Annotated in this window: 20 protein-coding genes; 7 read left to right on the forward strand and 13 right to left on the reverse strand. The window is 48.9% G+C overall.

Features of this window, described 5'->3' with window-relative positions; genetic code table 11:
• Nucleotides 1–130: 130 nt before the first annotated feature.
• Entirely contained in the window at nt 131–1,177 is a 1,047-nt protein-coding gene (locus tag ABD028_RS16025) for a Leu/Phe/Val dehydrogenase (RefSeq protein ID WP_102796653.1), read from the reverse strand.
• A 222-nt stretch (nt 1,178–1,399) separates the two neighbouring features.
• On the opposite strand from ABD028_RS16025, the gene ABD028_RS16030 reads away from it, so the two are divergent.
• Nucleotides 1,400–1,867: an Lrp/AsnC family transcriptional regulator gene (locus ABD028_RS16030; RefSeq protein ID WP_102796652.1), complete on the forward strand. Its 468-nt coding sequence runs from the start codon at nt 1,400–1,402 to the stop codon at nt 1,865–1,867.
• Nucleotides 1,868–1,895: 28 nt separating this feature from the next.
• Here ABD028_RS16030 and maiA read toward each other — a convergent pair whose 3' ends face one another.
• The 10 genes from maiA to pspA all read right to left on the reverse strand — a co-directional run bounded on the left by maiA (nt 1,896) and on the right by pspA (nt 10,686).
• Nucleotides 1,896–2,549 (reverse strand): maleylacetoacetate isomerase, encoded by a 654-nt coding sequence (gene maiA / locus ABD028_RS16035; RefSeq protein WP_343846230.1) that lies wholly within the window; start codon nt 2,547–2,549, stop codon nt 1,896–1,898.
• Nucleotides 2,546–3,562 (reverse strand): fumarylacetoacetate hydrolase family protein, encoded by a 1,017-nt coding sequence (locus tag ABD028_RS16040; protein ID WP_102796650.1) that lies wholly within the window; start codon nt 3,560–3,562, stop codon nt 2,546–2,548. The genes maiA and ABD028_RS16040 overlap by 4 nt, the downstream gene beginning before the upstream one ends.
• A gap of 154 nt (nt 3,563–3,716) precedes the next feature.
• On the reverse strand, nt 3,717–5,273 hold the full coding sequence (gene tyrR / locus ABD028_RS16045; RefSeq protein ID WP_102796649.1) for a transcriptional regulator TyrR: 1,557 nt from the start codon (nt 5,271–5,273) through the stop codon (nt 3,717–3,719).
• Nucleotides 5,274–5,418: 145 nt separating this feature from the next.
• A complete protein-coding gene (locus tag ABD028_RS16050; RefSeq protein WP_102796648.1) occupies nt 5,419–5,757 on the reverse strand; it encodes a 4a-hydroxytetrahydrobiopterin dehydratase in 339 nt (112 codons plus the stop codon).
• 34 nt (nt 5,758–5,791) lie between these two features.
• On the reverse strand, nt 5,792–6,595 hold the full coding sequence (phhA, locus tag ABD028_RS16055; protein WP_343846232.1) for a phenylalanine 4-monooxygenase: 804 nt from the start codon (nt 6,593–6,595) through the stop codon (nt 5,792–5,794).
• 165 nt (nt 6,596–6,760) lie between these two features.
• The gene (locus tag ABD028_RS16060; RefSeq protein ID WP_343846233.1) at nt 6,761–7,783 is read right to left on the reverse strand and encodes a YcjF family protein; all 1,023 of its coding nucleotides are present in this window, start codon (nt 7,781–7,783) and stop codon (nt 6,761–6,763) included.
• Complete coding sequence (locus tag ABD028_RS16065; RefSeq protein ID WP_343846234.1) at nt 7,780–9,192, reverse strand: YcjX family GTP-binding protein; 1,413 nt, start codon at nt 9,190–9,192, stop codon at nt 7,780–7,782. Before ABD028_RS16065 ends, ABD028_RS16060 begins: the two co-directional genes overlap by 4 nt.
• A gap of 125 nt (nt 9,193–9,317) precedes the next feature.
• Entirely contained in the window at nt 9,318–9,737 is a 420-nt protein-coding gene (gene pspC, locus ABD028_RS16070; RefSeq protein ID WP_102796644.1) for an envelope stress response membrane protein PspC, read from the reverse strand.
• Entirely contained in the window at nt 9,734–9,973 is a 240-nt protein-coding gene (gene pspB, locus ABD028_RS16075) for an envelope stress response membrane protein PspB (protein WP_281259791.1), read from the reverse strand. Before pspB ends, pspC begins: the two co-directional genes overlap by 4 nt.
• Before the next feature lie 29 nt (nt 9,974–10,002).
• Complete coding sequence (pspA, locus tag ABD028_RS16080; RefSeq protein ID WP_343846342.1) at nt 10,003–10,686, reverse strand: phage shock protein PspA; 684 nt, start codon at nt 10,684–10,686, stop codon at nt 10,003–10,005.
• A gap of 209 nt (nt 10,687–10,895) precedes the next feature.
• Between pspA and pspF the strand changes: the two genes are divergently transcribed.
• From pspF to ABD028_RS16110, 6 genes are read left to right on the forward strand one after another with little or no spacing between them, the layout of a single operon-like run.
• Complete coding sequence (pspF, locus tag ABD028_RS16085) at nt 10,896–11,990, forward strand: phage shock protein operon transcriptional activator (RefSeq protein ID WP_343846235.1); 1,095 nt, start codon at nt 10,896–10,898, stop codon at nt 11,988–11,990.
• The gene (gene sapA, locus ABD028_RS16090) at nt 11,990–13,606 is read left to right on the forward strand and encodes an ABC transporter substrate-binding protein SapA (RefSeq protein WP_343846236.1); all 1,617 of its coding nucleotides are present in this window, start codon (nt 11,990–11,992) and stop codon (nt 13,604–13,606) included. The genes pspF and sapA overlap by 1 nt, the downstream gene beginning before the upstream one ends.
• Before the next feature lie 2 nt (nt 13,607–13,608).
• Nucleotides 13,609–14,640 (forward strand): ABC transporter permease subunit, encoded by a 1,032-nt coding sequence (locus ABD028_RS16095; protein ID WP_343846343.1) that lies wholly within the window; start codon nt 13,609–13,611, stop codon nt 14,638–14,640.
• Nucleotides 14,627–15,520, forward strand: a complete 894-nt coding sequence (locus ABD028_RS16100; protein ID WP_102796639.1) for an ABC transporter permease subunit — start codon at nt 14,627–14,629, stop codon at nt 15,518–15,520. The genes ABD028_RS16095 and ABD028_RS16100 overlap by 14 nt, the downstream gene beginning before the upstream one ends.
• Nucleotides 15,520–16,515: an oligopeptide/dipeptide ABC transporter ATP-binding protein gene (locus ABD028_RS16105; RefSeq protein ID WP_343846237.1), complete on the forward strand. Its 996-nt coding sequence runs from the start codon at nt 15,520–15,522 to the stop codon at nt 16,513–16,515. Before ABD028_RS16100 ends, ABD028_RS16105 begins: the two co-directional genes overlap by 1 nt.
• The gene (locus ABD028_RS16110) at nt 16,512–17,288 is read left to right on the forward strand and encodes an ATP-binding cassette domain-containing protein (protein ID WP_343846238.1); all 777 of its coding nucleotides are present in this window, start codon (nt 16,512–16,514) and stop codon (nt 17,286–17,288) included. Before ABD028_RS16105 ends, ABD028_RS16110 begins: the two co-directional genes overlap by 4 nt.
• 98 nt (nt 17,289–17,386) lie before the next feature.
• Here ABD028_RS16110 and ABD028_RS16115 read toward each other — a convergent pair whose 3' ends face one another.
• Together ABD028_RS16115 and ABD028_RS16120 are read right to left on the reverse strand one after the other, a co-directional pair.
• Nucleotides 17,387–19,282 (reverse strand): SurA N-terminal domain-containing protein, encoded by a 1,896-nt coding sequence (locus ABD028_RS16115; protein WP_343846240.1) that lies wholly within the window; start codon nt 19,280–19,282, stop codon nt 17,387–17,389.
• 48 nt (nt 19,283–19,330) lie between these two features.
• Nucleotides 19,331–19,594: a hypothetical protein gene (locus ABD028_RS16120; RefSeq protein ID WP_343846241.1), complete on the reverse strand. Its 264-nt coding sequence runs from the start codon at nt 19,592–19,594 to the stop codon at nt 19,331–19,333.
• Nucleotides 19,595–19,646: the final 52 nt, after the last annotated feature.

Raw genomic sequence — 19,646 nt, forward strand, 5'->3', positions numbered from 1 at the left:
AGCGGTTTAGGTGCTCGTCACGGACGGAGTACCGATCAAGGTACATGGACGTACCGTGCGCCTGTGGCGAAGCGAAGGCGAATTCACTTCGCCATAGCGATTTAGGTGCTCGTCACGGATGGAGCACCGATCAAGAAAACCGCTCCTCAGCCATCTTGTTGGCTTCCAGATTGGTCGGCAGTCCCTGCTCATCTGCACGCTGATAGATTTCAAGCAGCGTGTCACCAATTCCTTCTATATGCTTACGCATGGCCTCGGCGCTACTGTCCATTTTCTGGTGATAAATATCAATAACGCCACCGGCATTTATGACATAGTCAGGTGCATAGAGTACGCCTTTTTCCTTGAGCATCTGACCATGACGTTCCTCAGCCAGTTGATTATTGGCCGCTCCAGCCACCACCTTGGCTTTCAACAAAGATAAACTGTTGTCATTAATAATGGCACCTAGTGCACAAGGCGCGAATACATCCACATCTAATGCGAAAATCTCATCAGGCGATACCACTGTCGCACCAAACTCCTGCACCGCTTTGTCAAGATTGTCCGGGTAGATATCGGTAACATAGAGCTTGGCACCTTCTTTATACAAATGCTCTGCCAAACGATAGCCAACATGGCCAAGCCCTTGAATGGCAACTGAAACACCGTTTAAATCTGAGCCAAGGGCGTGACGCACGGAAGCACGTAAGCCAACAAATACCCCATAGGCAGTTGACGGTGCCGGATTGCCGTCTGCTGCACCACCGTCATAACGGAACTTAGCGTGAGTGCCAGCGATATACTCGCAGCGCTGCGCCATCAGTTGCAAATCGCGCACCGCAATGCCGGAATCTTCTGCGGTGATGTACTTGCCTCCAAGACTTTGCACGAAATCCCCCATCGCCAACATCATGTCATCAGACTTGCCTTTACGAGGATCACCAATAATGACAGATTTTCCGCCGCCCAACTGCAAATTTGCCATGGCAGATTTGTAAGACATACCTTTAGATAAACGCAATACATCCGTAAGGGCTTCCTCACTGCTTGCGTAAGGCCACATACGGCATCCGCCAAGGGCAGGACCAAGGTTTGTATTATGCACGGCAATTATGGCTTTAAGGCCAGATTTGGCATCATGGAAAAACGCCACTTTTTCGTGGTTGTCGTAGGCCTTGTGATCAAAAACAGACATATCGTTACCCTGTTAAAATATGCGGGATGTTAGGAAATTGTTGCACATGGTAGCGCATCGCCCAGAGGACATGTCTTGCTAACTTTCAGGCTACATCCCTACCCGTGCGCAACAGTAATCTTAAAAATCGAACCTCAATAGGAGGCTCATCCTAGTAAATTCAGTTGAAAAACCCTCTGTTTTTCAGCATCCTTGTGCCACTTTGTAAACCCACTGTGATTTATGAAACTAGACAAATTTGATCGTGAAATTCTTCGGGTCCTGCAAAAAGACGCGACCGTCTCAATGGCAGAACTCAGCCAAAAGGTGGGGCTGTCGCACACCCCCTGCTGGCGAAGAGTAAAACGCCTGGAAAGCGACGGTATCATCAAACGCAAAGTGACGCTGCTGGACGGTAAGAAGCTCAATTTAGGTGTCAGTGTTTTCATCTATGTCACGCTCAAAAACCATGACGAAGAATCTCTTAATGGCTTTGAAGCAGCGGTCCAGCATATTGCCGAGGTAGTAGAGTGTCATACCACCAGCGGCGAAAAAGACTACCTGCTCAAGGTGGTGGTCGAGAGCATAGAAGAGTACGAACAACTGCTGAAAAGCAAACTCACACACCTACCATGCGTTGATCATCTCAGTTCAACCTTTGCCCTAAAACAGGTTAAGAACACCACTGAATTACCGATTAAAAACCAATAGACGGGCTGATTTGACAGCCCTTTTCTGCCTATTGCGCGTCCGGCTGATTCTCAGGCAGCGCGCTGGCAAACTCAGGTAACTTATTGCAGTTTTCCTGAATGCGCTGTATCAGTGGGAACTGGCTCATGTCCACACCAAAGCGTTGCGCGTTATAAACCTGTGGAATCAAACACACATCCGCCATGGTTAAGTCAAAGCCAAAGCAGAACTTACCTGCTGTATTTTGCAACCGCCGTTCAATGGCTGCAAAGCCCTTCTCAATCCAGTGCCGACTCCAATCTGTCTTGCCCTGGGTGTCCACCTGATAAGCTGACTCCAAGTGCTGCAGCACCCGTAGGTTGGCCAGCGGCTGAATGTCTGCTGCGATATCCAGTGCCAATGCCCGAACTCTTGCTCGCTGAAGTTTGTGCTCTGGAAGCAACCTTACCGGAGAGCTGTACTTCTCATCCAGATATTCAATAATCGCCAGCGACTGATTAAGGATAATATCTTCATCCTCGTCCACCAGCGTCGGCACAAGCTCGGCGGGATTTAAACCCAAATAAGCTTGCTGATGTTGTTCACCACCGTCTTTGACTAAATGCACAGGTATGTACTGATAGGATATTTTTTTTAAATTAAGTGCCAGTCTCACTCTGTAACTGGCCGATGAGCGCCAGTAACCATATAGCTTGATACTCATTTTCCGTACTCTTTAACCTGCTGATCAATGGCACCAAACAGACTGACACCCTGAGCATCCAGCATTTCGATGCGAATTTTGTCACCAAACTTCATAAAAGGTGTGCTGGGCTTGCCATCTCGGATAGTTTCAATCATACGCACCTCAGCAATACAGGAATAGCCAACACCGCCGTCTTTGATAGCACTACCATGATCGGTACCCTGCTTGTTAGACACTGTACCTGAACCAATGATCGCGCCCGCCCCCAAATTTCGGGTCTTGGCTGCATGGGCAATCAATTGGCCGAAATCAAACGTCATATCCACGCCAGCATCGGGTTTACCAAACAATTCACCATTTAGGGTGGACATTAACGGCAATGCGACCTTAAAGCCCTGCCAGGCATCACCGAGCTCATCCGGCGTGATGGCGACAGGAGAAAACGCGGAGGCCGGTTTGGACTGAAAAAAACCAAATCCTTTGGCCAGCTCACCGGGAATAAGGCCTCTCAACGATACATCGTTGACCAGCATTAGCAGGCGTACATGATTTCCCGCTTCCAGTGCACTAACCCCCATTGGCACGTCACCGGTAACGACGGCAACTTCGGCTTCAAAATCGATGCCCCAGTCATCGCTTGGCATCAGAATGTCATCTTCCGGACCGATGAAATCATCGGAACCACCTTGATACATTAATGGATCCGTCCAGAATGTATCAGGCATGTCAGCGCCTCTGGCCTTTCTGACCAGTTCCACGTGATTCACATAGGCACTGCCGTCAGCCCATTGATAAGCGCGCGGCAATGGAGATTCACATTGGCTGGCGTCAAACGCCATGACATCGTCCAACTGGCCAATATTCAACGCATGATAGGTTGCTTGCAAATGCATGGACACGGTATCCCAGTTATCCAAAGCCGCCTGCATAGTTGGCGCTATATGGGTTACCGCTACTGCAGATTGAAGATCTTTGCTGACCACGACCAACTGGCCGTCGCGTGTACCATTTTTTAACGTTGCTAATTTCATGAAATATTCTTATCTATCCAATTAAGCTTTATATCTATGCTGCTAATAAACAATAGCCAGCCTCAAATGAAAAGCCTAGCCTTGCAAACAGGCTCGTGTTTGCTGTCCACTAAGGCGTAACACTGAATTTACGTCATTTGATAAAGTGATGGCATCAAACCTTTACGGTCTTCTTACTGATCCCGTACTCCCTCAGCTTGTTGGCAATTGCCGTATGACTTAACCCCAGCTTCCGGGCCAATTGCCTGGTGCTGGGATAACTCGGATACAATCGGCGTAACAGATCTTTCTCAAATCGCTTAACTTCTTGATCTAATGTGCCCTCAAGCTCATCCGAAAAATAGCCAGAGCTCATAGCACTGTCTGGCAGTTGAATATCTTCTTTACCCAGCTCATCCCGCTCCAGCAATGTCAGAGCCCTGTATAAGGTATTTTCCAACTGTCTGACATTACCCGGCCAAGGATAATTTTGCAGAAACTCCACGCAAGACTTGTTGAGTTTTGGCGGCCGTCTCCCGAGTTTAGTACTTTGATTTTTAAGAAAATGCTCTGCTAAACCAATAATATCAGCTTTACGTTCCCGAAGTGGCGGCACAACCAGGCTCAACACATTCAGACGGTAATAAAGATCTTCGCGGAAGCGCCCTTCCATCACCATCTGGGCAAGATCTTTTTGTGTGGTGCCAATGATCCGCACATTAACCACCACTTCCCTGGCATCACCAACCCGTCGGAAGGAGCCGTCTTGCAGTACCCGCAATAATTTTGCTTGCAGGGACATTGACATGTCCCCTACTTCATCTAAAAACAACGTGCCGTTTTCGGCCTGCTCCAGTAACCCACTCTTACTTTGTTTCTGGCCATAGGCCCCAGGTCCATAGCCAAACAACTCTTGCTCGGCCATGTCATCAGGAATAGACGCACAATTCAGCAACACAAACTCGTGGCTACTGCGACGGCTGGCACGATGGCACGCTCTGGCAATCATTTCTTTGCCGACACCGGTCTCGCCTACCAATAAAATTGGTGCATCCAGCTCGGCCATCTTTTTGGCTTCACGCACCACCTTTTTCATCTGACTACTGGTGGCCTGGATTTCATTAAAGGAATCGTTACTGGCCTGATGAAACACGGTTAATTGCTGCCCCAAGCGGTATTCTGATTTAAGTAACAACACCGCGCCTGCCAGGACAGCATCTGCATCACCATCTGCCACCATCACTGGCAAAATATCAGCCAGGAAATCCTGTTCAATAAATTTCACCTTTTGGGTTTGTGCTAAAACCTGCTTACCATCCAACCAGCGGCTGAAGTTGAATCCCTTGACCAGGTCAGTAATTTCCCTGCCGGCGATTTCTTCATAAGAACTTTCCAGACTGGATACCACGGCTTCGTTGACCAACAGAATATTGCCTCGACTGTCTATGGAAAAAACCGGGTCTGGCAAGGTACGAAGTAAGGCTCTAAGTTGATTTTGCTCTCGCTCAATTGGCATAAATGGCGTGGTTTTTACGTCTTCTATCCCTTCTATGCGCCTAATCTTTGGCATCAAGTGCTGAAATTCAGCAAACTCAACATTGGGGAAGTGCAAAAAGATTTTCCCACTGCTGTCAATTTCTATACCGCGTAGATTAATCTCATATTCAACCAGTATATCCAGCACATCCTGGGTAATCCCAAGGCGATCCTTACAGCTGATCTCCAGACGCATAGACGAATCCAATATGACAAGGTTGTAAACATTTTATGACATTCGCCGTGATGAGAACAGTGAAATCTGGTCTTACAATAAGGGAATGTAGAAGGTGATGACATGTTGGGGGCAACGGCCCCCGAACATTAAAGTGGCACGCTACTTAGTCGAGTAAGGCATCGGTTTTGGCGGCACAAATAAAATCATTTTTATGCAACCCGTTAATAGCATGCGTCCACCAGGTTATTGTCACTTTCCCCCATTCCAGCAGAATCGAGGGATGATGGAACTCTGCTTCAGCCAATTCGGCTACACGGTTGGCAAATGCCAGCGCTAACTTGAAGTTCTTAAACTTGAATTCACGCTCAAGTTGCATCACGTTGTCCCTAACCTGAGGCACCCAGTCAGGGATTTCACGAATTAATTCGGCTAACTCCTGTTCTGACACTTTAGGCGCATCAGCACGACAGGCTTCACATTTCTGTTGACTAAGTTCGGTCATACTAAGATTTTCCTCCATTTCGTTAATAAGGTTCTCAACCGGCCATCTTCTGTGGCTTAGGTGGGAATTTCGGTGTATGCAACCCCAGTGTTTTGGCTTGTTCCACTAATGCCATCATATCCATTTCAGCCAAACCAAACAGGTCATCCAATTCTTGCAGAATATAGTAAACAGGTTGCATGATATCGATGCGATATGGGGTACGGAATGCCTCCAGAGGCTCCATGTCATGGCGTTCAGGCTCGTCACTCTCGAGAGCATAGAGCGTTTCTCCGGGAGAAGACAGGATCCCGCCCCCATAGATACGTAACTTACCGGCTTGCCTAAGTAAGCCAAATTCCACCGTGAACCAATACAATCTGGCCAGATATACGCGGTCCTGTTTATTCGCCGCATAGCCCAGTTTTCCATAGGTGTGGGTGAAGTGGGCAAAGGCTTTATTGGTTAAAAGCGGGCAATGGCCGAATATCTCATGAAAAATGTCCGGTTCCTGAAGATAATCAAACTCTTCCCGGGTACGGATAAAAGTAGCAACCGGGAACTGTTTATTGGCCAACAGACGAAAAAACTCATCAAAATTGATTAACGCCGGTACCTGAGCAACCTGCCAGCCGGTTTCCCTGGCCAGCACTTCATTGACTTCATGCAGTTGTGGAATACGGTCTCTGGGTAAATTCAGCAGTTCCAGTCCATGCATAAACTCATCGCAAGCCCGATCTTTAATAATATCTTTCTGGCGTAGCACCAAGTCGTGCCACACCTGATTTTCCTCATCACTCCAATGGATCACCCCATTCTCATCAGCCTGATGGGAAACATACTGGGTAGTTTTACTCATACACTCTGTCGCTTATATTCATCAGCCCATGTAAAAATAACCGGGCCTGTAGTTTGGACGTGAGTCTACCCAAATAGTGGCAAAGAAAAAGCCACAGCGCTCTTACCAGATAGTTTCAACTGTAACATTAGTTTTACATGGGTGCGGGAGTGGGAAGTCCATCAGTTACTCCCGCGCGGTACTGCCAAGTTGTTTAACAATTGAGGCAGCAATCTGGCTGACCTGGGGTGCTGGCTGATGGATAAATGGCATAGGCCGACATATTCGAATAGCCTGCACACCAAATCTGGCAGTCAATACCCCAGCCCCGACGCCCTGCGCCATTCTGGTGGATAACTTGGCGGTCAGACTTCCACCCAATGCCCAGGCCGAGGCTTCAGCCAAAAGCTCTGTCGCTCCAGCATATAGCATGGTGCGAACCGTTCTTTTCAATAAAGTGACCTTGGCCAGATAACCGGTTTTTACCCCGTAACAGGCGCACAATCGATTTACCATCCGCAGATTTCGCCAAAGCACCAAAAACATATCCAACACCACAAAGGGACTGACGGCAATCAAAGCGGCAGAAGCGGCAGATTCCCGGCTAACCTCGGCTAAGGCTTTTTTATCAGCCGGTGCCAGTACATACTGCTCAAATAGCTGCATGACTTCCTGATCAGAATAATGCTGCTGCAGAGCAGTTTGCCATTGTTGAGCGTCTTGATGAACCGATGCAGGCATTTGTCGCAGCAGATTCTCACAAAAATCGCGAGCTTCACCTATCGCCGGGCTTTCGCTGAGTGATGCGGACAAATGCTGCAGATGCTCCCGCTTGTCCAGTTTGCGATAACTTCGCCATTCTTTGGCGAGTAAAAACAGAACGCCAGCCAGGCTCAGGCTCCACAATCCTGCCCAGGCCAGAGACAGCCAATCAAAGGATTGCACACTGTTCCAGATGTCTACCGCCAGTTGCACTCCCCCTAGCAGTAAGAACGCACAAAACAGCCAGAACAACTTTCCAGGTCTGCTGGCTTCTTTAACGTCCGCTGCAATATCTGCCTGCTCACAAGCTTGCATTTCTTCCAAATCAACATCACCATCCAGTTTGATGGCCTTGCGCAGAGCTTCAGCGCTCTGTAGTTCATCATGCCCTGCGAGTGTTACTTCAATTCTCGGCATCAGGTTGGTCACAGCACCTTGTTCCTTCATTGCAATTTATCCCCCAGCATAAACTCCAGCATCTGGTCCATGCGAATATGTGGTAACGCAGTCAATGGGTCACGACGAGGTGGCAAAAACTGTGGAAATTCAAATCCCTGTGTTTGCCAAAAAGTGGGAGCAGGTCGCCTGGCCGGTACATCCCCCGGATACAGACTGAGTGTCTGTCCATGCATGTCATGCCCGGACAATACACTGAGTTTTTGCCCCTGATATTGAGTTTGTCCGACTTTGGAGGCCTTAACGGATGCCAATGCCGTCGTTTGAATCTTCACCCCCTGGTAACGCATGTCCTGCCTGGCGTGATGCACCATGGATTCCAATAGTCTAATCAGGTTGTCCTGCTGATCCGGTGTCACATGATCGGCCTTACTGGCAGCAAAAATCAGTTTGTCGATGCGTGGAGAAAACAACCGCCTCAGTAAGGAGTTTTGACCATAGTCAAAGCTTTTCAAAATCCAATTAATCGACTGCTGCAACTCATCAAATGCCTGTTCGCCTCTGTTCAGAGCCGACAAACAATCTACCAGAACAATCTGACGATCAAAGCCACTGAAATACGCTTTGTAAAAGGGCTTGACCACTTTATCGCGGTATTGTTCGTATCGGTCTATCAGAAGGGCCAGATTAGAGCCGGCTGGAACCTGCTCCCAGTCAGCCTTGTCGCCCAAGAAGGGCACAAATTGCAGGACCGGCGCACCCTCGAGTTCACCAGGGAGCACAAAACGCCCCGGTTGCACCAGTTCCAGACCGGCTGCTTTACACTCCTTGAGGTACAGACGGAATTGTTCAGATAAAGCCAGCAGTTTCACTTCGTCACCAGCGGCAAACCAGTCAAATGTCAGTAACGCTTCCCGCAATGGGGCTGACAATAACTGACGAACACCTTGCTGCATTTGACTGACGCAAAATTCACTCCATTGGCCAAAATCCAGGCTGAGCAAAGGCAAATCCAGCAACCACTCACCGGGGTAGTCCAGTATATCCAGCACCATAGTAGAATGTTCGAACAACAGCTTACTCAAACCGCCAGCAGGCTGATATTTTATGTGCAAACGGATCTGGCTTACCCCGCGAGTCGGCTCTGGCCAAGCTGGTGGCATGTTGTTCAGCGCGCCCATCCCTTGCTCGTAAGCAAACCGGGCTAAGCGCAGATCGGGTTGCGCCACTCTCTTCACGCCCATCAGGCGTGTCTCTTTGACCACCGAAAAAAATGGCAGGCTGGCGGTACTGCCAGATTCAAGTAATTGATTCACCAAAGACGTAATGAAGGCCGTTTTACCAGCTCCACTTAAGCCCGTGACTGCCAGTCTGACGTGCTTATCCGCCAGTCGACTGGCCGTTTCCTGGGCTTTATTTTGCAAGTTATCGAAGAAAGAACGTAAGGGCTTATCGGGCATCCAAACTCCTGATGTATAAAACCTTTAACCTCAACTTCTTACCGGGGTTGTTTTTAACGGTAAGAAAAGAGACACACAAACAACAAGAGGAGCATGTTGCTCCCCTGGTCATAAGTGTCCCTGGGTCAGAGACGGCTAATTTCCCTGTTCAATTGATACTCAGCCGAGGTAACGTAGGTTTCCATTCTGCGCAGACGCATTTCCAGTCGGTCAAACCTTCCTTTGATATCGTGAAAAGCCTGTTTTGGCGGCTCACCCGCCTGCCAGACTTTGGACTTCACTTCGACTTGTGAGTTATCTCCTTCGTCGTTGTACCAACCTTTACCCTGCGCTTTCAAAACATCGTCATTGACTGGTTTCTTATCCAAAATAAACCAAGCCGCAATATACGCCATGATAAAGAAAGGCCCTGATAATAAGACGGCTGAAACCAGGATAATGCGGATTAACCAGGCTTCCCAACCGAAATAGTCTGCAATGCCGGCACATACACCACCGATTTTGCCTTTTTGACTGTTACGAAACATTTCACCTTTGCCTTTCATGCCCGGTTCCTCCACTGCGGGGCCTCAGCATCCAGAATGGCTTCCAAGGTATGGATGCGTTCGGCCATTTTTTCAGCCTTGTCGGCCAGTTCAGTCAGCGAAGCGTATTCTTCTTTGGACAGTCCCTGCGCCACCTGCTTTTTACTGCGATAGTGCAGAATCAACCAGATGGGAGCCACAAAGATCATAAATATGATGATGGGCGCCACTAATATACCAATGATATCTTCCACGATATTCTCCTCAACCAGTGCTGCTTGATGACTTATTCTTTGTTCGCGGCTTTAGGCGTTTTCTTGCTTATTTTCTTCTTCAACGCTGCCAGTTCGTCATCAATTTTATCGCCGTCTTCTAGGGCCGCAAATTCATCGGCCAGGGTCTTCTTACCCATATCATAAGCCTCAATTTGGCTTTCCAGGTCATCAATCTTACGCTCGTAGCGCTCGAAACGCCCCATCGCATCATCGACTTTACTGCTATCCAGGGTGCGTTTTACATCCAGTCTGGACTGTGCGGTTTTCTGACGCAAAATAATCGCCTTCTGTCTGGCCTTAGCGTCTGCCAGCTTTTCCTGCAATTGCGCTGTCTCGCCCTGAAGTTTAGCAATTTGATCTTCCACTAACTGTAGTTCTTTAATCAGCGCTTCGGCATGTTCAGCAGCTTTCTTCTTTTCCACCAGTGCGGCTCTGGCCAGATCTTCACGGTCCTTACTCAGCGCCAGTTCGGCTTTAGCTTGCCAATCGTCAGACTGAGCTTGCAGCTTGCTAATCTGTGCACTGATTTCTTTTTTATTGGCAATGGTCTTCGCTGAGGTTGACCGCACCTCCACCAAGGTGTCCTCCATTTCCTGAATAATTAATCTGACCATCTTTTCCGGGTCTTCGGCCTTGTCTAACAAGGCATTGATATTTGAGTTCACTATGTCGGTGAAACGAGAGAAAATACCCATAATGCTTACCTCTTTGTCATGATCTGAAAGGAAATGCATTGTTCATTTCCAACCTTGCATGTGACCATACAATTTACAGGCCAATCAGGCAAAGCAAAGTAACAACCTGATTTAAAAGGATTATTAATTTACTATTCTTTTAATCACAGCTGACTTATTATTAAACTCAACCACTAATTAGTCGATTAGACCACTTTTTAAGGATTGTAGTGAGCCGGTTTCGCCAACAAGACAATCTGTTGGGGCAATCCAACAGTTTTCTCGAAGTACTCGAGCAGATCTCTCAGATAGCCCCGTTGAACAAGCCCGTATTAATTATTGGCGAACGGGGCACAGGCAAAGAGTTGGTGGCAGCCCGATTACATTTCCTGTCTGGCCGTTGGGATCAGGCTTACCTGAAACTGAACTGTGCGGCTTTAAACGACAATCTGCTGGAAAGTGAACTGTTCGGCTATGAAGCTGGCGCATTTACCGGCGCAGCCAAACGTCGTGAAGGACGCTTTGAGACCGCGAATAATGGCACACTGTTTTTGGATGAACTGGCCAACACCTCAGGTCTGATTCAGGAAAAGTTACTAAGAGTCATTGAGTATGGTGAATTTGAACGTGTGGGGGGTTCCAAGTCGGTCAAAGTGGACGTCAGACTGGTAGCCGCCACTAATGAAGATTTGCCAGATTTAGCAGAGCGGGGGGAGTTCAGAGCCGATCTACTGGACAGGCTGGCCTTTGACGTTATTACCCTACCGCCGCTGCGTGAAAGGCCAGAAGATATTCTGATGCTGGCCGAACACTTTGCTATTAATATGGCGAGAGAACTTGAAATGGAATTGTTCAGCGGTTTTACCGAAAAAGCCCGACGCACCTTGTTGGATTATCACTGGCCAGGCAATATTCGGGAATTAAAGAACGTAGTAGAACGTGCGGTTTACCGTTGCAACAATCCTCACTTGCCGGTTCATCAGATTGTCCTTGACCCCTTCGAATCGCCGTTCCGTCCTAAAGGCAGAATCAAAACACAAGACCGGCTGCCACCGCCTAAACCAATTGCTGAGCCAACGGTCAGTATTGCTGAGCCGATGCCTATAGCCAAGAAAGATCATAGCAGTGCCGTAAGGTTCAGCTTCCCGGTCGACTTAAAAACCATGTCACAGGATTTCGAAATTGACCTGATCCGGCAGGCGTTGGCAGATAGTCAGTTTAATCAGAAGAAAACAGCGGATAAGCTGGGATTGACCTACCATCAATTACGGGGTTACCTGAAAAAGTACAACCTGCTGGAAGGCACATCCAGAGAAGTGGATTGATGATTAACAGAACTTACCTTGGTCTGATGTTGTCCTGCACTTTAAGCATCGGCTGCCAGGACATCAACGATGCCCAGGTGAAACAACAGGGGCTAATATATTGTTCGGAAGGGAGCCCGGTAACCTTCAATCCGCAGTTAGACATATCTGGTACCACGGCCGATGCAACAGCACATCAACTGTATAATGGCTTACTGGATTTTGATCCCGACTCCAGTAAGGTTATTCCGGCGCTGGCCGACAGTTGGCTGGTCAGCGAGGATGGACTGACTTATACCTTTCAGTTGCGCAAAGATGTGCAATTTCAGCAAACCCGTTACTTTACTCCCAGCCGAACTTTTAACGCGGACGATGTCCTGTTCAGTATTAATCGCTGGCGCCAGCCCAATCACCCGTATCATAAAATTTCGGGCGGCATATACCCCTACTTTGAGAGCCTTGGTTTACAGGACATTGTCGCTGAAGTGAACAAGCTTAACGGCTACAGGGTGGAAATTAAGCTAAACAGACCGGACAGCTCTTTTCTGGCCACCCTGGCCACCGATTTTGCCGTGATTCTGTCGGCAGAGTATGCAGAGCAGCTTATGCAGGCCGGTACGCCCGAATTACTGGACAGCCAACCCATCGGAACCGGACCATTCAAGTTTGATAAGTTCAAAAAGAACAACTTTATCAGGTATCAACGCCACGAAAATTACTGGCAAGGTCACGTCCAGCAACAACAATTGATATTTGATATTACGCCAACCAGCTCAATGCGTCTGGCCAAGCTGATTACCGGTGAATGTGATGTGATTGCCTTTCCAGCCCAGACTGAGTTGCGAATTGTTGACGAGCGCCAGGACCTGGTATTGGAAGAAAAGCCGGGGCTGAATGTCGGCTTTTGGGCTTTTAATACCACCAAAGCGCCCTTTAATGACGCACGTGTCAGGCGAGCCCTGGCCATGGCCATAGACAGAAAAGCCTTATTGGATGCAGTTTACTCAGATAGTGCAGTATCGTCCAAAGGCTTGTTGCCCCCAACCTCGTGGGCATTCGATGAAAATCAGCGTGAGGTGCATTACAACCCTGTTGCAGCCAGGCAACTTCTGGATGAAGCTGGTATCGCCAGAGGTTTCAGAATGAATATCTGGGCCATGCCGGTTCAGCGTGCCTACAACCCCAATGCAACGAAAATGGCAGAGCTTATCCAAAGCTATCTGGATAAGGTGGGAATCAGAGCCGACATAGTCAGCTATGAATGGGCCACCTTCAGACGACTGTTAAAGCAAGGCATGCACGACACAGTGCTGATTGGCTGGTCTGCTGACAATGGTGACCCGGATAATTTCTATCGCCCTCTGCTTAGTTGTTCGGCCATTGCTTCTGGTACTAACAGGGCGAACTGGTGCATGCAGGAATATGATGCCTTAATCGACGAGGCCTTGCGCTTTACTGAAGAGGAGAAGCGACTGCACTACTACCGTCAGGCCAATGAACTGCTGGTAGAAGAAATGCCATTGCTGCCTATCGCACATGCGTATCGCTTTCAGGCATACAGGGAAGGTATTAGCGGCATGCAGATCAATCCATTTGGTGGCATTCGTTTTGGTCAGGCACGTAAGGAGAGTAAGTGAAAATGCTTATTTACCTCGGACGCCGACTAAATCTGCTACTGATCACCTTGCTGATTCTATGTATTGCCTCATACATTCTGGCATTCCTGTTTCCGGGTGATCCTCTGACAAATCTGTCAGGCAACCCCTCACCATCGGATGATCAGGCGCAACAATTGCGCTTGATGTATGCGTTAGATGAAGGAGCGCTTGCTGGCTTCTGGCAATACTTGAAGCTGACTCTTGTAGGTGAATGGGGTCTTAGCCTCAGCTCGCAAAATCCAATCTTCGACGACATTTGTCAGTTTCTGCCTGCCAGTATTGAACTCAGCCTGTATGCCATGTTTGTATCGCTACTGGTTGGTATTCCATTGGGTATTATCGCCGGTTTAAACCACCGACGTATTTCTGATATGGGGATCCTGTCCGTTAGCCTGGTGGGGTTCTCTTTGCCGGTTTTTTGGCTGGCCTTACTATTAATACTGATTTTTGCCCTGCAATGGGGAGGGCTGCCGATGTCCGGGCGGGTTAGCCTGCTTTACGACATTCCTCACCAAACAGGTTTTATTCTGTTAGACATAATCATGTCCAATGTTGCAAATAAGCAGCAGGTATTGCTGGATGCGCTGAATCATTTGATTTTACCCACCCTATCTTTATCCATAGTGACCAGTTCCCTGGTCATTCGTCTGACACGCCGCTCGGTTATTAATGTCATGGCCAGTGACTATATAAAAGCCGCCTTTGCAAAAGGGTTAAGTCGCCCCCAGGTTTTTTGGCGCCATGGTATGAAGAATGCTCTGCTTCCCATCATGCCGCAATTGGCGATGCAGTTTACTGTATTGCTCACCAATGCCATGATTGTCGAAGTAATCTTTTCCTGGCCCGGTATCGGGGAATGGTTGATTCAGGCTATTTATCAGCGTGACTTTCCAGCTATTCGCGGCGGTATGTTGGCGGTATCGGCCCTGGTGGTGATTGTTACTATCTCCGTGGATCTGCTGATCCGTATGATCTACCCCTTGAGCAAGAAACAAATCCATGCCCAAGTCTAGTTTTTACAACGAGGAGTTATATCCCTCGCCAATGCGCCATACCTGGAACGAGTTCCAACGTAACCATATTGCCCTGGCCGGTCTATGGTGCCTTGGATTCTTTGTACTGCTGGTGTTATTGGGCCCCTGGTTGTTACCCTTTGGCCCACTTGATCAGAATACTGAGGCCATTCTATTGCCTCCGGCCTGGGATGCGAATGGTGATGTCTCGCACCTGTTTGGCACCGATGGTATAGGCAGGGACTTATTGACCCGGGTTGTACATGGTTGCCAGATCACCTTTGGTGCCAGCCTGTTTTTAGTATTACTGGCGATGTTAATAGGCTGCAGTATCGGCGCTTATGCTGGCATGAGCCGGGGACTTCGCGCCAGTATTATTAATCACCTACTTGATGCCATCATGGCTATCCCTACCCTGCTGATCGCTATTATCATCGTGGCCATCCTCGGTACTGGCCTGATGAACAGTATGTGGGCCATAACCCTGGCGCTTATACCGCAGTTTATACACCACACCCGCGATATGGTCAGACGTGAATATAAAAAAGAATATGTGACCGCTGCCCGCCTGGACGGAGCCAGCGAGCTGCGCATATTCTTTCATAGCATCTTACCGAACATGATTGAAATGCTGGTCGTACAGGCGACCATGGCGCTGTCTGTGGCAATATTGGACATATCCGCCCTTGGTTTTCTGAGTCTGGGTGCTCAGTCTCCTTCTCCTGAGCTTGGCGCGATGCTGTCCGATGCACTGGAAACCGCTTATGTTGCCCCCTGGAGCATATCATTGCCCGGGGCGGCCATCTTCCTGATGGTTCTATCCATTAATCTGGTGGGAGACGGACTTCGTACCGCGCTGAAAAACAGGTTGAGTCAATAATGCCACTTCTGGATATCAAGAATCTAACCCTGGAAATCGACACACCGCTGGGCTGGATCAAAGCACTGGATAAGATAAACCTCAGCATTGATAGTAGCGAGGTCCGCGCATTGGTGGGCGAGTCAGGTTCGGGTAAGAGTCTGGTGGTCAAGTCTATCGTAGGCGCGCTGCCGGACAGATGGAAAGTCACGGCTGACCGTATGAACTGGAAAGGCCGGGATTTACTGTCCATGTCTGACAGCCAGCGCCGCGCCATTACCCGCAGCGAAATGTCCGTGGTATTGCAAAATCCAGCAACCTCATTAGACCCCTCAGCCACACTTCAGGAACAGATTGAGGAAAGTATTGCTGACAGTCAGCTTGACAGGGGTTGGTTCTGGCAACGTCGGCAGCAGCGACGTTTAATTGCCACCCAACAATTGCATAAGGTCGGTATCCGGGACCACGACGTTTGTCTGGCCAGCTACCCGCATCAGGTTGCAGAAGATATTAGCCAGAAGTTTGCGTTAGCCATGGCGTTGGTATCCAACCCTAAACTGTTGATTGCTGACAATCCCACGATGGGAATGGAAACCACCACCAAGATCCAAGTGTTGCGCCTACTGGCTAAGCTCAATAAAACCAGGGAACTGAGTATCTTATTTGTCAGTCATGACTTACTGGCTATCTCGGCCATGGCAGACACTATGACCGTACTTTATTGCGGCCAGACAGTGGAAAGCGGCAAAATGAGCCAGTTAAAAAGACGACCACTGCATCCCTACACCAAGGCGCTTCTGGATAGTGCGCCCAGTTTCAGACGTGATTTACCACCTAAGGCGGCTCTGTCGAGTCTGGATGGCACCATTCCCACGCTTCAGCATTTACCTATTGGCTGCAGGTTGGGTCCCCGCTGTCCAAGAGCGCAGAAAGAATGCGTTAAGATGCCGGATGTCCGACGTATTCATGAACACTATTACGCCTGCCATTTCCCTCTGCACAGGGATAAGACATGACGCCACTATTGACCGTTTCTAACCTCAGTTATTGCAAAAAGGACAAATCCTGGTTTGGCAAAAATGCAGGCTTTCGCCTGGACCCTCTGAGTTTTGAACTGAAAGCCGGAGAAACCATGGCCATCATGGGTGAAAACGGCTCAGGTAAATCGCTGCTGGCTAAATTACTGGTAGGGGTGGAACGGCCAAATGCAGGTGAAATACTGCTAAATGGTGAGCCTCTTCATCACAAAAGGCAGCGTTTTCAAGCCATTCGTATGATCTTTCAGCATACCAAGGAATCACTCAATCCAGCACTGACATTGGGCAGCCTGCTGGAGGAGCCGCTGATCCTCAACACGGAGCTGGATAGTCGGGCGCGTAAGCAGAAAATTGAAGAAACGCTGAAACTGGTAGGCATGCTGCCTGAACATCAGTTCTTTTATCGGCATATGCTTTCTGAAGGGCAGCGGCAACGGGTCGCTGTTGCCAGAGCCTTAATTCTCAACCCACAAGTGTTGGTAGCTGACGAGCCCTTCGCCGCACTGGATCCATCGGTACGTTCACAAACGGTCAACCTGTTGATGAAGTTACAGCGTGACCTGGGCCTGGGCTTTATCTTTATCTCGCACAATCTGGGAATTGTCCGGCATATCAGCGACAGAATACTCGTGCTAGAGGAAGGAAAACTGGTGGAGTCCGGTAAAACCGATGTGATTTTTAACTGGCCAAAATCAGATTATACGCAACGGCTGATCCATGCCTATCAGGCCCTCATTAGCCGGGACGCTTAGGCAGTTGACGTATCACATTCTGACCTCGAGAGCGCTGTCAACTGGCTTCTAAAACAAAAAACGCTGCAATCTGCAGCGTTTTTTCTGTGCTTTCAGCCTTACTGCTGAACAGCGTGGATCTCTATATCTGCTTTCGCCTTTAAGGCATCGATAAAATCCACATAAAGCTGCTGACCGCGGCCACTGGACAGACGCTGCTCAATGCTGGCCAGCATTGTATCTTGTGCTGCCTCAGCTTCGTGTATCGCGTCTAGCCTTACTAATGCGGCATTGCCAGCGGCTGTATTGACCGCAGCAAGATTCGCATCTGAGTTGGCAGTCAATTTAAAGGCCTGTTCCACTACCGCAGCCGGTAGTACCGAGCCATACCGCATTTGGCCTGACTCCGTTGCCCAGCTCAGCCCTTTCTCATCCAGTTTGGACTGAATACTCTCTCCAGACTTAGCTGAAGCAACCAACTCGTCAGCCCATTGTCTGGCTGCAGCTTGCGCTTTATCGGCTTTAAGTTGAGCGCTAATATCTTCGCTGACTTCAGCTAACTGACGGGTGCGCTGTGGTTGATGTTCCGCCACTCTGAGTACCAGCAAATGCTCAGGTGAAATATCAATCACCTCGCTGTTTACCCGGTCTTCAATCAATTCCTCTGAAAAGGCGACATTCAACACCTGGTTTCCAGCAAAGGTTTCTGGTGCAGAAGTGCGACTGAACAGTTCAGTGCTTTGAATTTCCTTGCCCAACAAACCGGCCACATCATCCAGACTATCTGGCTGCTCAAAAGCCAGCTCAGCCACCTGCTGATGTAACTGATAAAACTCTGCCTGCGCTTTGTCCTGCTTGACTGCAGCAACAATTTCATCCCGAACCTGCTCCAGGGTCTGCACTTGTTCAGGTTTTACACCCGTCAGCTTGATAATATGCAAACCAAATGCACTCTCCACCACGTCACTGACATCGCCTTCCTGAGCCAAAGCAAAGGCGGCCTCTTCAAAAGCGGGATCCATCACGCCACGGCCAAACCAATCCAGATCACCACCATTCTCAGCACTGAATGCATCGGTAGATAACTCTTTTGCTAGTGCAGCAAAGTCTTCACCATTGTTGAGGCGCTCAAGAATAGCGTTTGCCTGTTCCTGCGTTGCCTGTTTGTCCTCACCAAACTCCAACAGAATATGCGAGACGCGACGTTCCTCTTCGGTTCTGTATTGGTCCTGATTAGACAGGTAGTAATCATTAAGCTCCTGTTCTGAAACCTGCACCGCATCTAACAGATCGGCAACCTTCAATTCCAGATAACGCAAAGCAACCTGCTCTTCGGTGTCAAAACTGCTGATGTGAGTTTGATAATAATCGCTGATTTCCTGCTCTGAAACCTGCACATCAGCCTCAAAAGCAACGGCAGGAATATTCACATAGCTGATATCGCGCTTTTGCTGCTGCAGCGCATATGTTTGTGCGACTTCCGCATCCAGACTGAATTCACTGCCAACCAGGGCTCGCATCAACTGCTGACGCGTCATGTCCTGGCGAAGGCGATCACGAAAATCCTGTGGTTGCATCCCGGCCTGGCGCAATACGGCCTGATATCTGTCATTGTTGAATGTGCCGCCGAGTTGAAACTCAGGCATATTCACAATAGCCTCTTTAACCTGATTGTCACTGACGCGTAAATCCAGCTCTGCAGCGGTTTGTTCTACCAACTTGTCGGCGATTAACCGATCCAGTAAACCACGACGGAACGTCCGCATATATTCGCTGTCTGCCATCAGATTGGCAAAAGCATCACCATACTGACTTTCCATTCTGGCACGTTCATTCTGATAAGCATTTTCCAGACTGGACTGACTGATGTCATCACCATTAACAGTTGCGACAGGGATATCTGACTTAGCATTTAAGTAGCTTCCAACCCCAGCCAGGGCAAAGGTCAGAATGACCAGCCCCAGAATGGCTTTTGCCCAAAATCCCTGCGATCCTTCTCTTATTCTCTCTAACATCTTGGTCTTTAAACTCCAATTTGCGCCAAAACCTTGGGGGAGACCTGGTCAGCGCTTAATCAAATTCGCCGGATTATAACTCAGTGTAAACTGAAACAGAATGGCAACGGCGTATTGCCGCCCCAGCATATCGCCGCTCACTCGCATCCATGCGACCACGGCATTCGACCACCAAGGATGGTGGAAGTGCAGAAAACGCAGGAGCAGCCTTTCTGCCGACCACCAAGGATGGTGGAAGTGCAGAAAACGCAGGAGCAGCTTTTCTGCCGACCACCAAAGATGGTGGAAGTGACGAAAACGCAGGAGCACCATAGCGTATGGAACGCTATGGAACAGCTTTAGCTGGCCTGCATTGCAGGTAAGC

It is taken from the genome of Bowmanella denitrificans (assembly GCF_039522935.1).
In the GTDB taxonomy this organism is placed as follows: domain Bacteria; phylum Pseudomonadota; class Gammaproteobacteria; order Enterobacterales; family Alteromonadaceae; genus Bowmanella; species Bowmanella denitrificans.

Bases quoted from the DNA above. Each gene is read 5' to 3' on its own strand.
- tyrR (WP_102796649.1), bottom strand. From the start codon at position 5,273: ATGCGTCTGGAGATCAGCTGTAAGGATCGCCTTGGGATTACCCAGGAT.
- ABD028_RS16065 (WP_343846234.1), bottom strand. From the start codon at position 9,192: ATGCCCGATAAGCCCTTACGTTCTTTCTTCGATAACTTGCAAAATAAA.
- ABD028_RS16040 (WP_102796650.1), bottom strand. From the start codon at position 3,562: ATGAAATTAGCAACGTTAAAAAATGGTACACGCGACGGCCAGTTGGTC.
- ABD028_RS16060 (WP_343846233.1), bottom strand. From the start codon at position 7,783: ATGAAGGAACAAGGTGCTGTGACCAACCTGATGCCGAGAATTGAAGTA.
- maiA (WP_343846230.1), bottom strand. From the start codon at position 2,549: ATGAGTATCAAGCTATATGGTTACTGGCGCTCATCGGCCAGTTACAGA.
- ABD028_RS16095 (WP_343846343.1), top strand. From the start codon at position 13,609: ATGCTTATTTACCTCGGACGCCGACTAAATCTGCTACTGATCACCTTG.
- ABD028_RS16050 (WP_102796648.1), bottom strand. From the start codon at position 5,757: ATGACCGAACTTAGTCAACAGAAATGTGAAGCCTGTCGTGCTGATGCG.
- ABD028_RS16030 (WP_102796652.1), top strand. From the start codon at position 1,400: ATGAAACTAGACAAATTTGATCGTGAAATTCTTCGGGTCCTGCAAAAA.
- ABD028_RS16105 (WP_343846237.1), top strand. From the start codon at position 15,520: ATGCCACTTCTGGATATCAAGAATCTAACCCTGGAAATCGACACACCG.
- phhA (WP_343846232.1), bottom strand. From the start codon at position 6,595: ATGAGTAAAACTACCCAGTATGTTTCCCATCAGGCTGATGAGAATGGG.
- ABD028_RS16110 (WP_343846238.1), top strand. From the start codon at position 16,512: ATGACGCCACTATTGACCGTTTCTAACCTCAGTTATTGCAAAAAGGAC.
- ABD028_RS16115 (WP_343846240.1), bottom strand. From the start codon at position 19,282: ATGTTAGAGAGAATAAGAGAAGGATCGCAGGGATTTTGGGCAAAAGCC.
- ABD028_RS16120 (WP_343846241.1), bottom strand. From the start codon at position 19,594: ATGGTGCTCCTGCGTTTTCGTCACTTCCACCATCTTTGGTGGTCGGCA.
- ABD028_RS16025 (WP_102796653.1), bottom strand. From the start codon at position 1,177: ATGTCTGTTTTTGATCACAAGGCCTACGACAACCACGAAAAAGTGGCG.
- ABD028_RS16100 (WP_102796639.1), top strand. From the start codon at position 14,627: ATGCCCAAGTCTAGTTTTTACAACGAGGAGTTATATCCCTCGCCAATG.
- pspC (WP_102796644.1), bottom strand. From the start codon at position 9,737: ATGAAAGGCAAAGGTGAAATGTTTCGTAACAGTCAAAAAGGCAAAATC.
- pspA (WP_343846342.1), bottom strand. From the start codon at position 10,686: ATGGGTATTTTCTCTCGTTTCACCGACATAGTGAACTCAAATATCAAT.
- sapA (WP_343846236.1), top strand. From the start codon at position 11,990: ATGATTAACAGAACTTACCTTGGTCTGATGTTGTCCTGCACTTTAAGC.